Genomic DNA, 15,132 nt, shown 5'->3' with positions numbered 1-15,132 from the left:
TGACCCATGGCGGAATTACTTACCGTCGCTCGTCCTTACGCTAAGGCGGCGTTTGAATACGCGCGTGATCATAAGGCGCTTGATAGCTGGACCCAAGCGCTTGGTTTTTTAAGCGCTGCGGTAGCTGACAGCGATCTACGTCGTCTGTTGGGTAGTCCAAAACTTGAAAACGACAAAAAGGTAGCGCTGCTTTCGGATATGTTGCCCGAAAAGCAGGAAGACCTGTCGCGGTTTTTGGATACCCTGGCTGACCAAGGTCGTTTGTTAGCACTGCCCTTCATTGCTGAACAGTTCGAGTACTTACGTGCCGAACATGAACAGCGTGTTGATGTGACGGTTACGTCAGCTTATAAGCTGACTGCCGCACAGCAGACCAAGCTAGCGAACGCGCTTAAGAAACGTCTGAATCGCGAAATCTCCATTACTACTCAAGTGGACAAGACGCTTATTGGTGGTGTCATCCTACGTGCTGGCGATACCGTTATTGACGGTTCGGTACGTGGTCGATTGAACCGCCTTTCCGAAGCGCTGACCGCTTGAGTCTGAGGGACATGGCATGCAGCAACTGAATCCTTCCGAGATCAGCGACATCATCAAGCAGCGAATTGAGAAGCTTGACGTCGCATCCGAAGCCCGTAATCAGGGCACCATCGTCAGCGTTTCCGACGGTATCGTGAAAATTCACGGCCTCGAAGACGCGATGTTTGGTGAAATGATTGAATTCCCTAACAGCATTTTTGGCATGGTACTGAACCTGGAGCGTGACTCCGTTGGTGCCGTTGTCTTGGGTGACTACCTGCAACTTCAAGAAGGCATGACCGCTCAGTGTACGGGTCGTATCCTAGAAGTGCCGGTAGGACCTGAGCTGGTAGGTCGTGTGGTCGATGCGTTGGGTAATGCCATCGACGGCAAAGGCGATATCAACGCCAAAATGACTGATGCGGTAGAAAAAGTAGCGCCTGGCGTTATTACCCGTCAGTCTGTTGACGAGCCGATCCAAACAGGTTTGAAGTCCATCGACGCCATGGTGCCAATCGGTCGTGGTCAGCGTGAGCTGATCATCGGTGACCGTCAGATTGGTAAGTCTGCCATTGCTATCGATGCGATCATCAACCAGAAAGGCAAAGGCGTTACCTGTGTTTACGTGGCGATTGGTCAGAAGCAGTCGACCATTGCTAACGTGGTACGCAAGTTAGAAGAACACGGCGCTCTGGAACACACCATCGTTGTGGCTGCTGGCGCTGCTGATCCGGCACCGATGCAGTTCTTGGCCGCTTATTCTGGTTGCACCATGGGTGAGTACTTCCGTGACCGTGGTGAAGACGCACTGATCGTTTATGACGATCTTTCCAAGCAGGCTGTGGCTTACCGTCAGGTATCACTACTGCTGCGTCGTCCGCCGGGTCGTGAAGCCTATCCTGGTGACGTTTTCTATCTCCACTCACGTCTGCTAGAGCGCGCTGCGCGCGTTAATGCTGATTACGTTGAGAAGTTTACTAACGGTGAAGTAAAAGGCAAAACCGGTTCTTTGACCGCACTGCCGATTATCGAAACCCAAGGTGGAGACGTTTCTGCGTTCGTTCCGACCAACGTAATCTCGATCACCGATGGTCAGATTTTCTTGGAAACCAACCTGTTTAACTCCGGTATTCGTCCGGCGATTAACGCAGGTCTATCGGTTTCTCGTGTTGGTGGTGCTGCGCAGACCAAAATTATCAAGAAGCTGGGTGGCGGTGTTCGTCTGGCCTTGGCTCAGTACCGTGAGCTAGCAGCGTTCTCGCAGTTTGCTTCTGATCTTGATGAAGCGACCCGTAAGCAGCTTGAGCATGGTCAACGCGTTACCGAACTGATGAAGCAAAAGCAGTACTCGCCGATGTCAGTGGCGGAAATGGCGCTGTCTCTGTACGCCGCTAACGAAGGTCACCTGGATGATGTGAGCGTCGATAAAGTGCTGGACTTCGAACGTGCTCTGCACGATTACATGAAGTCTGAGCACAACGATCTGCTCGATAAGATCAACCAGACCGGCGACTACAACGGCGAGATTCAGGACGGCTTGAAGTCAGGTCTCGAGAAGTTCAAGGCGACTCAGAGCTGGTAATGTCCGGCCCGCCTGCGGGCGGGCTTGCATGCTTTCTGAGAGCCACGAACGAAGGGTAGATCGCTATGGCAGCTGCAAAAGAGATACGCACCCAGATCGGGAGCATTAAAAATACGCAGAAGATTACCAGCGCCATGGAAATGGTAGCTGCATCTAAAATGCGTAAAGCACAAGATCTGATGAAGGCTGGCCAGCCGTATGCCAAGCAGATTCGTAATGTGGTAGGCCACATTGCTGACGCAAACCCCGAATACAAGCACGACTACATGGTCGAGCGGAGTGAGGTGAAGCGCGTTGGTTACATTGTGGTATCTACTGACCGCGGTCTGTGTGGTGGCTTAAACGTCAACCTGTTTAAGGCAGTGGTGAAAGATGCCGTTGTCTGGAAACAGCAAGACGCTGAGCTAGACTTCTGCGCCCTCGGCTCTAAAGCCGGCGCCTTTTTCCGCAACTATGGAGGCAACCTGGTTGCTGCCAAGAGCGGATTAGGAGAGTCGCCGACTGTCGAAGGACTGATCGGTAGTATAAAGGTCATGTTAGAAGCGTACGACGCAGGACGTATTGACCGCTTGTTTGTGGTGTATAACGAATTTGTTAACACCATGACGCAGCGGCCCGTCGTACGTCAGCTTCTTCCGTTGTCGTCTGATATGGGCGAAGACGCGAAGCATGACGAAGAAAACGCCCGTCCCGGAAGCTGGGACTACCTGTATGAACCGGATGCCAAGGCGTTGCTAGACAGCCTGTTGGTTCGATTCATCGAATCACAGGTGTATCAGGCGGTAGTCGAAAACGGTGCGTGCGAACAGGCCGCCCGAATGATCGCTATGAAGAGTGCCACTGATAACGCGGGCAACCTGATCGACGATCTGGAGATGGTATACAACAAGGCCCGTCAGGCCGCCATCACCCAGGAAATTTCCGAGATCGTCGGCGGCGCTTCTGCCGTATAACGCCTAGGGAGCTATCTATCGCAAAGGTAGCTCCCGGCAGACAGGTTTCATTTGCAGGTTTTTGAGAGGAACCAAGATGAGCGGACGTATCGTACAAATCATCGGCGCGGTGATTGACGTAGAGTTTCCGCGGGACTCTGTGCCCAAGGTCTACGACGCGCTGAAGGTCTCTAATGCTGAGACCATCCTCGAAGTCCAGCAACAGCTGGGCGACGGCGTGGTGCGCACCATTGCCATGGGCTCTACTGAGGGCTTGAAACGTGGCTTGGACGTGACCGACACAGGTACCGCGATTTCCGTACCCGTTGGTAAGGAAACGCTAGGTCGCATCATGAACGTGCTCGGTGAGCCGATTGATGAAGCTGGCCCGATTGGCGAGCAAGAACGCATGCCAATCCACCGTAAAGCACCAAGCTACGCTGACCAAGCAGCTTCCAATGAGCTGTTGGAAACCGGTATCAAGGTTATCGACCTCGTTTGCCCGTTCGCTAAGGGCGGTAAAGTTGGTCTATTCGGCGGTGCGGGTGTTGGTAAAACCGTTAACATGATGGAGCTTATCCGCAACATCGCCACCGAGCACAGCGGCTACTCTGTATTCGCCGGTGTAGGTGAGCGTACGCGTGAGGGTAACGACTTCTATCACGAAATGACTGAGTCCAACGTTATCGACAAGGTATCGCTGGTTTACGGTCAGATGAATGAGCCGCCCGGCAACCGTCTGCGTGTTGCACTGACCGGTCTAACCATCGCTGAGAAATTCCGTGATGAAGGCCGCGACGTTCTGCTGTTCGTCGATAACATCTATCGTTACACCCTGGCGGGTACTGAAGTATCTGCTCTGTTGGGTCGTATGCCATCTGCGGTAGGTTACCAGCCGACGCTGGCTGAAGAGATGGGCGTTCTGCAAGAGCGTATCACCTCTACTAAAACGGGCTCTATCACGTCTGTACAGGCCGTTTACGTACCTGCGGATGACTTGACTGACCCATCGCCGGCGACGACCTTCTCGCACTTGGACGCCACCGTTGTATTGGCACGTTCAATTGCAGAGCTTGGTATTTATCCTGCGATTGATCCGCTGGACTCTACGTCGCGTCAGCTAGATCCGCTGGTCGTTGGTGAAGAGCACTACAATGTAGCACGTGGTGTACAGAACGTTCTGCAGCGTTACAAAGAGCTGAAGGATATCATCGCGATTTTGGGTATGGACGAATTATCTGATGAAGATAAGTTGGCTGTATCTCGTGCGCGTAAAATCCAGCGCTTCCTGTCGCAGCCGTTCTTCGTCGCTGAGGTATTCACTGGTTCGCCCGGTAAGTATGTTTCTTTGAAAGATACGATTCGTGGCTTCCAGGGCATCCTCGCGGGCGAGTACGACAACCTGCCGGAACAGGCCTTCTACATGGTAGGCTCCATCGACGAAGCTGTCGAAAAAGCCAACCAGATGAAGAAGTAATCCCGTCCATTAGGGGGATTCGCTATGGCGAATAGCTTCACTTGCAATATCGTCAGCGCTGAAGATTCCATCTTCTCAGGTACTGTCGAGATGGTGGTAGCTGCAGGGATTATGGGTGACCTCGGCATTTTGCCGGGGCACACCCCGCTGCTGACCGAGCTTCAACCGGGCCCGGTTCGCGTGATCCACGATGGTGGCAAGGAAGAGCACTTCTTTGTCACGGGTGGCTTTATGGAAGTACAGCCCACCACTGTTACGATCCTGGCAGATGCAGCGACGCGTGCTAGTGACCTCGACGAGGCCGCTGCTGAAGAAGCGCGTCAGCAGGCGTTGAAAGCCTTTAATGAAAAGTCATCGGAGCTGGATTATACCCGTGCTGCCGCTGAACTTGCCGAAGCCGTTGCACAGCTGCGAACGATTCAGCAGCTGCGCAAAAAGGCGGGTAAAGGCTAAGACACGCGCTAGCGTGCATAAAGCGCTCCTTGAACCCGAAAGGGTTTAAGGAGCGTTTTTTTTGTCTGGTACTATGAGAAAACGCATTCAGCGTAGGGATGCTCGTCTGTAACACTTCACCTGCACAATATGCGTCTGCACAAAGGGAGATAGCGATGTCATTGAACGATGAAGCCTTGCAGGAATTAAAAACCGAACTGCTCGACGAGTTGGCCAAGGAAGCGCCTAGTAAATCAGTACTATCTTTGCGTTTGGCCGAAACCCGCTCGGCGGATATCGGTGAAGTGCTTGAGGAGATGATTGAAGACGATGAGGAGTTGCCTGCGGCACTCTGCCTGTTGGATATTCTGTCTGCCGAGCGCGCTGCCAATGTCCTGGGGTATTTACCAGGAGAAAGCCAGCTTGAGGTAGTTGGTAAGCTGTCGGATACCCAGGTACTTAAGCTTCTTGAAGAGATGGGCTCCGATGAACGGGCGGATTTATTTAACCTCTTAGATGAGGACCGTCGAGAAGCGTTGTTGCGCCGTATGGCTCACCAAGAGCGGGAAGATCTTAAACGCCTAGCAAGCTACGAAGAAGGTACCGCTGGCGCCATCATGACCTCTGACTATGTCGCCATAGCCAGTGGCATGACGGTGTCACAAGCTATGATGCGGGTTCGCCAAACGGCCCCAGATGCGGAAACGGTGTATCAGCTTTATGTACTCGACAGTAGTGGCCAGCTAATAGGCACTATGTCTCTGCGCCAACTGATGGTGGCTCGTCCCGGGGCGTTAGTTGATGACATTATGATTAAAGATGTTATCAGTACACCGGTCGATGAAGAGCAAGAAGAGGTGGCGCGCATTGTGGCTCGCTATGACCTGCTGGCGTTGCCTGTGTTGGATGCTGATGGCCGTATGGTAGGCATCGTCACCCACGATGACGCCATGGATGTTGCCGAATCTGAAGCCACAGAAGATATCCACAAGGGGATGTCTATCGGCCAGTTAGAGGATGGTGTTAGCCGTGTTCCGCTGTGGAGTCTTTACCGCAAGCGTGTTACCTGGCTGGTACTGCTGGTATTTGCCAATCTTTTTTCAGGCGCTGGCATTGCCTACTTTGAAGACACGATCGCAGCCCAAGTTGCGCTGGTTTTTTTCCTGCCGTTACTGATTGGTAGTGGAGGTAACGCGGGGGCTCAGGCAGCTACGTTGATGGTACGCGGTATGGCGACTGGCGATATTGGTGTGAAAGACTGGAGTAAGATGCTAGGCCGTGAACTGCTGGTCGCTGGCTCGCTGGGCATCACCATGGCAATTGCAGTAGCACCTATCGGGATTTTTCGTGGCGGTGAAGCAGTTGCCATCATCGTGGCGTTAAGCATGGTGACCATTGTTCTGTTTGGTAGCATGATCGGTATGTGCCTACCGTTTGTACTAGAACGCTTTAAGGTCGACCCTGCCACTGCTTCAGCCCCGTTGGTAACAACGTTAATTGATGCCTCTGGGGTACTGATTTACTTCACCATTGCCACCGCCATATTAACAAACGTATAGCTTGTTTTTAGGCCGCTAGTTTTAACGCATGGCACTGCTGGCAGCGCGGGTAATAAACATAACTTCTACGTGGCCCAGCCACTCAATATCGCTGGCGAGCGCCTTTAGTTGGCTGGCTAAGCACTGAGGGGGCTGGTGTACGGAATCGCCAATAATCAGCGATACCGATACTTTATCGTCTAAATAGTGGAGTTGAAGCTCGGTTAATGTGCGCCAGACAGGGTGCATATACCAGCGCTCATTCAGCGTGGCTTCCACTTCGGGCCGCAGCGGAAGGCCGGGGAGACGGCTGGGATCGCCTTCTCCGGCATCATCTTCGGGGTCTACGTGAAAGATCACATCGGTGAGCAACGGAAACTCATGCCGTAAACGTCGACTTACTTCGTTGCCGATTTCATGGGCTTCAGACACGGTGATTTTTGGCCCGACCACCACATGTAAGTCGACCATGACCCAGCCTGCAGACTGGCGGGTACGTAAGTCATGAACACTGTCTACCCCTGGGACGCTTTGAGCAACGTTATGCATTTGCCGTTGAACGCTTTCAGGTAGCGCGGTATCGACTAATTCTCTAGCTGACTCCCAGAGTAAATCCCAACCTACTTTGCCAACTAATAAGCCAACAATGATAGCGGCAACAGCGTCTAGCCAGCCCAAACCAAACTGCGCGCCAATCAATGCAACCAAGACTACTGCGGTGGAGAGTGCATCGCTGCGGGAATGCCAAGCGTTTGCTTCCAATAGCTTAGATTTAACGCGTTTAGCAACGCGCATGGTATAGCGAAAAATCCACTCTTTACTGAACAAGGCGATGATTGTAATGACAATAGCCACCATGCCAGGGGCACTGACCTCGGTACCACTAAACAAACGATCAAGGCTAGACCAGGCAATACCACCCGCTACAAAGATCAGTACGCTACCCAGCAGTAACGTGGTTAGGGTTTCGATACGGCCATGACCATAATGGTGATCATCGTCGGGTTCCTGGCGGCCGTAGTGGATAGCGGCTAGCACAAAACCGTCGGTCACAAGATCTGAAAGTGAATGGATACCATCGGCAATCAGCGCCGCCGAACCCACCCAAAAGCCGACCACGACTTTAACAATGCTCAACAAGCCATCCAGCCAAGCGCCAATATAGGTAACACGCTTGGCTTCTCGGCTATCTAGCTCATGCTTGGGAACCACTGGCGATTCTACGGTCTGAGTCATGAGGGACCTTGCTGGGGCACATACTTCCAATAGATGTCTATTGTAGCGCACAGTGCCTTAGCGCTATACCTTCTTGTGAATTTGCTCGTATGCTGGATGCGGACAATGAATTAAGGGATGTGTATCCTTAACGCCATTGCGAGCGCATGAATGTCACAAAGCACCTAAATATCATTAATAGTTAAGCACGGGATAACCCATGGATTGGTTACAGGTAGTTGTGTTAGCGGTAGTTCAGGGGCTCACAGAATTTTTACCTATATCGAGTTCGGCTCACCTTATATTGGTACCTGTTTTGACTGCCTGGGAAGATCAGGGCCTTGCTTTTGATGTGGCGCTGCATCTTGGCAGTTTAAGCGCCGTTGTGATCTATTTTCGGCATGAAATTGGCAGAATGATCGCTAGCAGCTTGGCCGCACTTCGCGGCCAAGCGGTTAATGATGATGCCATGTTGGCGTTTTGGGTCGTTATTGCCACCTTGCCAGTGTGTATTATCGGGTTTTTGCTTCACGATGTGATCTCAGGTTACATGCGCTCTACGCTGATCATTGGTGCCAGTTTGATTGTTTTTGGTTTGCTACTTGGTTACGCAGACTGGAAAAAACGCGGCACGCGTAGCGAATACCAGATGACGTTAAAAGATGTGCTCATCATCGGCGGCGCTCAAGTATTGGCACTCATTCCAGGCACCTCACGCTCAGGCATCACTATTACGGCGGCATTAATGGTGGGAATGAGCCGAGAGGGCGCAGCACGGTTTTCATTTCTACTGTCAATTCCTGTCATTGTGCTGGCGGGTGGTCTTGAGGCAATCAACTTACTGAAAGACCCTCAGCTTATCGATATACCGGCCATGTTAGTAGGTACTTTACTCTCGGGCATAAGCGCCTATGTGTGTATCCACTACTTCCTAGTTGTAATTAAAAAGCTGGGCATGCAGCCATTTGTGGTATATCGGGTGCTGTTTGGGGCTTGGTTGCTATGGTTTTTCCACTTCTAGTTGTTTCAGCGATAGAGGTTTTTCATTGTTAACCCAGTGCGTTTTATTCAAGGAAAAATAAAATGAAGATTAATTCTCGGTGGTTAAAGTGTTCGGGATTATTGCTCATTGCTGCTGGGGCATTAATGGGGTGTTCAGAAAATGATAGGCCTTTAGATACCCCTGTTCGCTTTGAAGGCGGTATTTTTGGGACGTTTTATCAAGTCACCATTGCGGACCCGCTAACCCAAGGCGAGGCGAATGCACTGGAAGAAGGTTTCCTAGCGGAACTCAACGACGTTGATCAAGCGATGTCGACTTACCGCGATGACGCCGAGCTTGTGGTCTTTAATGAGGCTCCCCTTAATGAATGGCAACCGCTGTCTAACGAGTTAATTGAAGTGCTTGCGATTAGCCACTCGGTATCAGAAGCAAGCAACGGCGCGTTTGATATCACCGTTGGCGATGTGGTCAATTTATGGAGTTTTGGCCCTGAGGCACGCCCTGAAGAGGTGCCTTCAGACGCGGAGCTTAGCGAACGCATGGCCACAATTGGCTACGATGCAGTTGAAGTCGATACTCAGCTTATGCAGGCGCGACGCTCCCGCGATGTATTTGCTGACTTATCGGGTGTGGCTAAGGGGCATGGCACCGACCGCGTTGGGGCATATCTGGATCAACAGGGGATTGAAAACTACCTCGTTAATATTGGTGGCGAATTAATTGCCCGTGGGTACCGTGACTTAGAAGAGCAAAGCCCTTGGCGTGTTGGCATTGAGGTACCACATAACGGCGTACCAGAAGCACAGCATGTAATTCCTCTTGAAAATATGTCGGTTGCAACATCGGGGGATTATCGTAACTATTTTGAAGTAGATGGTGAGCGTTTCTCCCACACTATCGATCCTCGCACCGGTCGGCCGGTTAAGCATCAGTTAGCGTCCGTGTCTGTTTTTCACCCCTCTAATGCATGGGCCGACGCATGGTCCACGGCTATCTCAGTCGCAGGTAGCGAAGAAGGGATGCAGATGGCAATTGAGAATAACCTCAATGTATTGATGTTAGTGAAAGAGAACGATCATTGGCGAAGCGTGGCCAGTCCCGCCTTCGTGGAATACTTCGATGAAGCGCTTATCGATGAACTGGGTATTGAAGCCTGGGAAGCTCCCGCCGCCAACCGCTAAACCGTTACAGGTGACTAAAATGCAAGACCTTGATGTCGTTATCCTCGCCGCTGGAAAAGGCACACGTATGCGCTCACAAACACCCAAAGTGCTGCATACGCTGGCAGGCAAATCGATGGTGCAACATGTGTTAGATACTGCCAATGGTCTTACGCCTACTCGCACGCATGTTGTGATTGGCCATGGTGCTGACCAACTACGCGAAGCGCTAGCAGAGAGCAATGTAACGTTTGCGGTTCAGGAAGAGCAAAAAGGTACTGGCCATGCGGTTGCCCAAGCGCAGTCTCAATTAGGTAATGGGAACGTGTTGGTTCTGTATGGTGATGTGCCTATGATCCGCCGTGAATCACTGATGGCACTTCTTAGCCAAGTTGATGAGCAGCACATGGGGCTGCTAACCGTTACGTTGGAAGATCCGTCTGGTTACGGACGCATTGTGCGCAATGATGACGGTGAGGCAGTGGCTATTATTGAGCAAAAAGATGCCAGTGCCGACCAGCTAGCCATTACCGAATGCAATACCGGCATCATGGCGATGACCAGTGCTCAGCTTAAACGGTGGCTACCACAGCTGTCTGCCGAAAATGCCCAGGGCGAGTACTATTTAACTGATGTGATTGCGATGGCGGCAAACGAAGGCATCAAAGTGTGTACTGCCCAGCCAGCCAGTGCAGTAGAAGTTGAAGGCGTGAATAACCGTTCACAAATGGCTCGTTTAGAGCGCGCTTATCAACTGCAGCAAGCTGAGACGTTAATGGCCCAAGGCGTTGCATTGGCCGACCCGGAAAGAATTGATATACGCGGTAAGCTCACCTGTGGTCATGATGTGTTTATCGACGTGGGCTGCGTGTTTGAAGGTGACGTAGAGCTGGGTGAAGGGGTGCGGGTTGGGCCTTACTGCGTGATTAAAAACAGCACGATTGGCGCTGAAAGCGTTATCGACAGCCATAGTGTGATCGACACAACCGTCGCTGCTGGTTTGAACCAAGTTGGCCCCTTTGCACGGCTACGCCCTGGCACACGCCTAGCAGTCAAAGCCAAGGTAGGAAACTTTGTTGAAACCAAGAATGCTGATGTTGGTGAAGGAAGTAAAATCAATCACTTAAGCTATGTTGGTGATGCCCATTTAGGTCGTGATGTGAATGTTGGTGCAGGCACCATTACGTGTAATTATGACGGTGTAAATAAACATCGCACCGACATTGGTGATAACGCCTTTATAGGTTCAAACAGCGCCTTAGTGGCACCAGTGACGGTGGGTAAAGGAGCGACTATTGGTGCGGGCTCAACCATTTGCAAAGATGTAGCGGAGCATGCGTTGGCGGTTACTCGCAGCAAGCAACTAGAAAAAGCGGGGTGGCCGCGCCCCGTTAAAAAAAGCTAACTAGGTTATTTTCTAACTGAATTGTGAGCTTCTAACAGTGCTTTACAAGATGCGGCTATTTGCCGCATCTTTACCTTGATCGCTGCGTTGCAGCACGTAATTAGTGTGCTTATCATCGTGGCGGTCTTTCTTAACCCTGCCAGGATCACTTTACTATGAAACCACCTAACGTCCTTGCAATGCGGCAGTCTACTTGCCGGTTTGCTTGGTTGTTGATCGCGCTATGTTTGTTTGCTTTTCCCACCCTCTCCTATGCCTCTTCTGGTTCTTTAGATCTTACCGCTTCGTTTGCAGGTATTGCCTCTGTTGTCATCTTCGTTCTTGCCTATGCCTTGGTAATGAGCGAAGAATTGATTCATATGCGCAAATCTAAACCAGTCCTGGTGGCCGCTGGGCTTATCTGGGCCCTGGTGGCGTGGGTCTATGTACAGGCGGGCATGCCTCATGAAGCGGAAGCTGCTTTTAAAGAAACGCTGCTTGAATACACCGAGCTCTTGCTGTTCTTACTGGTAGCGATGACCTATATCAACGCCATGGAGGAGCGCCGTATCTTTGATGCCCTGCGGGCATGGCTTGTTCGCAAAGGCTTTAGTTACCGTAGCCTGTTTTGGATTACGGGCTGTCTTGCCTTTGGTATTTCTGCCATTGCCAACAACATGACCACGGCGATGTTGATGTGCGCGGTAGTGTTGAAGGTGGCCGAAGGCGATAAAAAGTTTATTAGTCTGTGCTGTGTCAACGTAGTGGTAGCATCAAACGCAGGCGGCGCGTTTAGCCCGTTTGGTGATATCACCACGTTGATGGTGTGGCAGGCGGGTCAGGTACCGTTTGGTGGTTTCTTTGCGCTATTGATGCCAGCCATCGTCAACTTTATGGTGCCAGCGGTGATCATGAATTTCTTCATCGTTAATCGTCAGCCTGCATCGCTCAAAGAGAATGTCTGGCTCAAACGTGGTGCGCGGCGCATTATCGTACTGTTTTTGATTACTGTGGCGATCTCAGTGCTGTGTCACTCGGTGCTTTATTTGCCCCCGGCGATGGGCATGATGTTTGGCCTTGGCCTACTGCAATTCTTTGGTTACTACTTACGCCGCAGCCTGCCACGCTCCCTGGAGCGCAAGCGTGAGCGTTACTCACGTCGCGGCGACTGGAAGAAGCTTGAGCAACTGGGAAGTGTTGTTCCTTTTGATATCTTCAGCCGTATTGCCCGCTCAGAGTGGGACACGTTGTTATTCTTCTATGGGGTCGTAATGTGTGTTGGCGGCCTGGGTTTCATGGGCTATTTAAGTCTATTGTCAGAAACCCTTTACGGTAGCTGGAACCCGGTGTGGGCCAACGTGGTGCTGGGGATGATTTCAGCGGTCGTTGATAACATCCCAGTGATGTTTGCGGTACTTTCCATGGCACCGGATATGTCGGAAGGCAACTGGCTGCTGATTACCTTAACCGCCGGTGTGGGCGGTAGTCTGCTTTCGATGGGGTCGGCTGCGGGTGTGGCGTTAATGGGCCAAGCACGGGGTATTTATACCTTTATGGGGCACATACGCTGGGCACCCGCTATTTTGTTGGGCTATGCTGCCAGCATTATGGTTCACCTATGGGTTAATGCAGCGCTGTTTTAAATTAGCGGCTAATTCAGATAGGTAAAACAAACGCCCCTTATCAATTGATAAGGGGCGTTTTGGTAAATGCTAGCGGTAGATTTGACCAGTTTGTCTTCGAAACTATAAATCGTGCCCAGTAATGACTTTGCAAATATCGGCAAAGCTACTGGCCGTTGGCACTGCCGAAGAGGTGACCTGCATCGTGGTTTTATTGCCCATGGCGTGTTGTATATCGGTGGCAGAAATAATACCGCGTACGCTTAATGGTTGATTTTGTTTATGCTCAGTAATCAACAAGTGCTGTTCTGTAAAACTCTCCATGGAAAGCACAAGGTCTTCAATCGTTAATGAGTTAAGTTGCTCAAAGGGCATCGCACTAAGTTTTTGCCAGGGCGTCATAATCATATCGGCTGTAATTTCCGTACGATCAAGGTTTCTCTGCTGCATCGCCAAGTTAATGCGCCGTGTTCCGATGACTTCTTTGGCGGTGAGCACGCCAATGCAGTGGTTTGCTTTGTCGAGAACAAACAATAGGCGAACACCGCCATGGCGCATTTTTAAATGAGCATCGTCGATGGGCGTATCAGCGGACACTGACTGAGGCGTGACCTGAGTAAAATCTGTTAGCACCGATAACGCAGGGCTTTCAGGTGTTAACTGTTTTGCTGTTGGCGTAATAAGCAGTGGCGTTTCACCAAACTGGATAAGTGGTTTGGGTGAGTGGACGAGCATATTCATTCAGGGAATCTCCGTTATGTGAATAGATAGGTCGTTAATGGCATTGCCTATCTTGTACTTTCACACTTGCACGGAATTCTTATGGGAATCTTAACAGCTCTCTTATGGCCGATTATTTTTTGGCTGGCGCTGTGTTAGGGCGTTCCTACTCAAGGCTACTCGCACGCGAAGCCCGCCGCTAGGGGCATGATCGAGCTGTAAGACGCCTTGATGGCGTTTGACCAAGCGCTCGACAATCGATAGCCCCAATCCCGCGCCAGCACTAGTCCCTGCACGTTGGAAGCGCTCCATCACCCGGCTGCGTTGCGCTGCAGGGATACCGGGTCCTTGATCATCCACAGTGACGATAACGTCTGTTGTCGATGCCTCAAGCGTGACCGTGATAGCACCTTGCGCAGGCGAGTGTTGAATGGCGTTACCCACTAGATTTTGTACCAGTGTTTCGATAGCGCCGGGTTCTTCTTCTATTGCCCAGTTAGCTGAGTCATCCGCATCCAATAACAGCTGTTGATGTCGCTCTGCGGCTAGCGGAGAGAGCTTTGCCAACGTTTCACGCGTTTCATGTAAGACATCAGAACAGCGATACTCGGGTAACGGTTCTTCTTCGGGGTCTAGGCGTGCCAGGGTTAATAGCTGAGAGACTAGCCGCGTTGAACGGGCTACGCCGCTGCGTAAGTGGTGCAGGGCTTCCTCTCGGTCATCGGCGTTATCAGCAGTGAGCGCATTTTGCGCATGCAAATCAAGTACTGCCAAGGGGGTGCGTAGCTCATGAGCCGCATCGGCAATAAAGCGCTTTTCGCGAATACGCAGTTGGCGGAGCCGTTCCAACAGCCGGTTTATGGCGCCAGAAATGGTCTCCAGTTCTAGGGGAAGTGGATGAAGCGTCAGCGGTTTTAGGTGGTGGGGATCGCGGGTGCGGATTTGCTCTGCCATTCGCGATAAAGGAGCGAGTCCCCAGCCGATCGACCACCAGAGTAATAGTGTCAGTAACGGTAGGCCAATAAGATCAGGTAATAAGGTGCGTAGTGCCACTGCACTGATCAGTTCACCTCGCGCATCCTCGCGCTCGCCCACCACCACACGTTTGTCTGTGCCAGTAATTTCCAGGACGTAAATGCGCCAGTCATGCTGATTCACCGCAAGCGTTGAGTAACCCGGTGGTTGCTGGGTAAGCGGTGTGTCGGGGGCGCTGGCGGAACGCAGCAGAAGACGGTCGCCTTCCCAAAGCTGAAACGCCAGCTTGCTTTCATAGCGATGGCCTGCAAAACGGTTATCGGATTGCTCTGCACGTAGCAGCGCGCCCTCCACGCTATTTAATAAAAGCGTACGATCGCTATCAGGCAGTGGTGCCTGTAGTAGCCCTTCTAGCAAACGGGCATTTTGTGCCAGGCTAGCATCATGAAGCTCTTCAATCTCATGGGCAGCATAGCGATAGCTAATAAAGCCAATCACTAGCATGCTCGCGCCAAACACAAGTAGCGCAAGCCCCAAGGTGCGCTGACGAATAGAACTCATAGACTTGCCTGG

The 15,132-nt window shown here is 51.6% G+C and carries 13 protein-coding genes; 10 read left to right on the top strand and 3 right to left on the bottom strand.

Going from position 1 to position 15,132, the window contains the following annotated elements:
- Nucleotides 1-6: 6 nt before the first annotated feature.
- The 6 genes from NF683_RS07010 (at nucleotide 7) to mgtE (ending at nucleotide 6,501) form a co-directional block, all read left to right on the top strand.
- The gene (locus NF683_RS07010; protein WP_089040143.1) at nucleotides 7-540 is read left to right on the top strand and encodes a F0F1 ATP synthase subunit delta; all 534 of its coding nucleotides are present in this window, start codon (nucleotides 7-9) and stop codon (nucleotides 538-540) included.
- 16 nt (nucleotides 541-556) lie between these two features.
- Nucleotides 557-2,101 carry a F0F1 ATP synthase subunit alpha gene (atpA, locus tag NF683_RS07005; protein WP_038479851.1) on the top strand — a complete coding sequence of 515 codons (1,545 nt, stop codon included), beginning with the start codon at nucleotides 557-559 and terminating at the stop codon, nucleotides 2,099-2,101.
- A 65-nt stretch (nucleotides 2,102-2,166) separates the two neighbouring features.
- Nucleotides 2,167-3,054 carry a F0F1 ATP synthase subunit gamma gene (atpG, locus tag NF683_RS07000; protein ID WP_089040144.1) on the top strand — a complete coding sequence of 296 codons (888 nt, stop codon included), beginning with the start codon at nucleotides 2,167-2,169 and terminating at the stop codon, nucleotides 3,052-3,054.
- Between the two features lie 76 nt (nucleotides 3,055-3,130).
- Entirely contained in the window at nucleotides 3,131-4,510 is a 1,380-nt protein-coding gene (gene atpD, locus NF683_RS06995) for a F0F1 ATP synthase subunit beta (protein WP_089040145.1), read from the top strand.
- Nucleotides 4,511-4,534: 24 nt separating this feature from the next.
- Nucleotides 4,535-4,963: a F0F1 ATP synthase subunit epsilon gene (locus NF683_RS06990; RefSeq protein ID WP_089040146.1), complete on the top strand. Its 429-nt coding sequence runs from the start codon at nucleotides 4,535-4,537 to the stop codon at nucleotides 4,961-4,963.
- A gap of 155 nt (nucleotides 4,964-5,118) precedes the next feature.
- Nucleotides 5,119-6,501: a magnesium transporter gene (mgtE, locus tag NF683_RS06985; RefSeq protein WP_253921630.1), complete on the top strand. Its 1,383-nt coding sequence runs from the start codon at nucleotides 5,119-5,121 to the stop codon at nucleotides 6,499-6,501.
- A 21-nt stretch (nucleotides 6,502-6,522) separates the two neighbouring features.
- Here the strand turns inward: mgtE and NF683_RS06980 are convergent, their stop codons facing one another.
- Nucleotides 6,523-7,716, bottom strand: a complete 1,194-nt coding sequence (locus NF683_RS06980; RefSeq protein WP_089040148.1) for a cation diffusion facilitator family transporter — start codon at nucleotides 7,714-7,716, stop codon at nucleotides 6,523-6,525.
- Between the two features lie 199 nt (nucleotides 7,717-7,915).
- Here NF683_RS06980 and NF683_RS06975 point away from each other — a divergent pair, with 199 nt between their 5' ends.
- The 4 genes from NF683_RS06975 to nhaD all read left to right on the top strand — a co-directional run bounded on the left by NF683_RS06975 (nucleotide 7,916) and on the right by nhaD (nucleotide 12,885).
- Nucleotides 7,916-8,716, top strand: coding sequence for an undecaprenyl-diphosphate phosphatase (locus NF683_RS06975; protein WP_089040149.1), 801 nt, complete (start codon nucleotides 7,916-7,918; stop codon nucleotides 8,714-8,716).
- 62 nt (nucleotides 8,717-8,778) lie between these two features.
- Entirely contained in the window at nucleotides 8,779-9,879 is a 1,101-nt protein-coding gene (locus NF683_RS06970) for an FAD:protein FMN transferase (protein ID WP_089040150.1), read from the top strand.
- 19 nt (nucleotides 9,880-9,898) lie between these two features.
- Nucleotides 9,899-11,263: a bifunctional UDP-N-acetylglucosamine diphosphorylase/glucosamine-1-phosphate N-acetyltransferase GlmU gene (gene glmU, locus NF683_RS06965; RefSeq protein ID WP_253921629.1), complete on the top strand. Its 1,365-nt coding sequence runs from the start codon at nucleotides 9,899-9,901 to the stop codon at nucleotides 11,261-11,263.
- 155 nt (nucleotides 11,264-11,418) lie between these two features.
- Nucleotides 11,419-12,885 (top strand): sodium:proton antiporter NhaD, encoded by a 1,467-nt coding sequence (gene nhaD, locus NF683_RS06960; protein ID WP_089040152.1) that lies wholly within the window; start codon nucleotides 11,419-11,421, stop codon nucleotides 12,883-12,885.
- A 102-nt stretch (nucleotides 12,886-12,987) separates the two neighbouring features.
- On the opposite strand, the gene NF683_RS06955 is transcribed toward nhaD, so the two are convergent.
- On the bottom strand, nucleotides 12,988-13,605 hold the full coding sequence (locus NF683_RS06955; RefSeq protein ID WP_253921628.1) for a CBS domain-containing protein: 618 nt from the start codon (nucleotides 13,603-13,605) through the stop codon (nucleotides 12,988-12,990).
- Nucleotides 13,606-13,707: 102 nt separating this feature from the next.
- The gene (locus tag NF683_RS06950) at nucleotides 13,708-15,120 is read right to left on the bottom strand and encodes an ATP-binding protein (protein WP_253921627.1); all 1,413 of its coding nucleotides are present in this window, start codon (nucleotides 15,118-15,120) and stop codon (nucleotides 13,708-13,710) included.
- Nucleotides 15,121-15,132 lie beyond the last annotated feature (12 nt).

Origin of the sequence: Halomonas sp. MS1 (assembly GCF_024182575.1) — a bacterium.
GTDB lineage: Bacteria > Pseudomonadota > Gammaproteobacteria > Pseudomonadales > Halomonadaceae > Vreelandella.
Note: the sequence above shows the minus strand (reverse complement) of the source record. Positions and strands in the feature narration are given on the sequence as shown.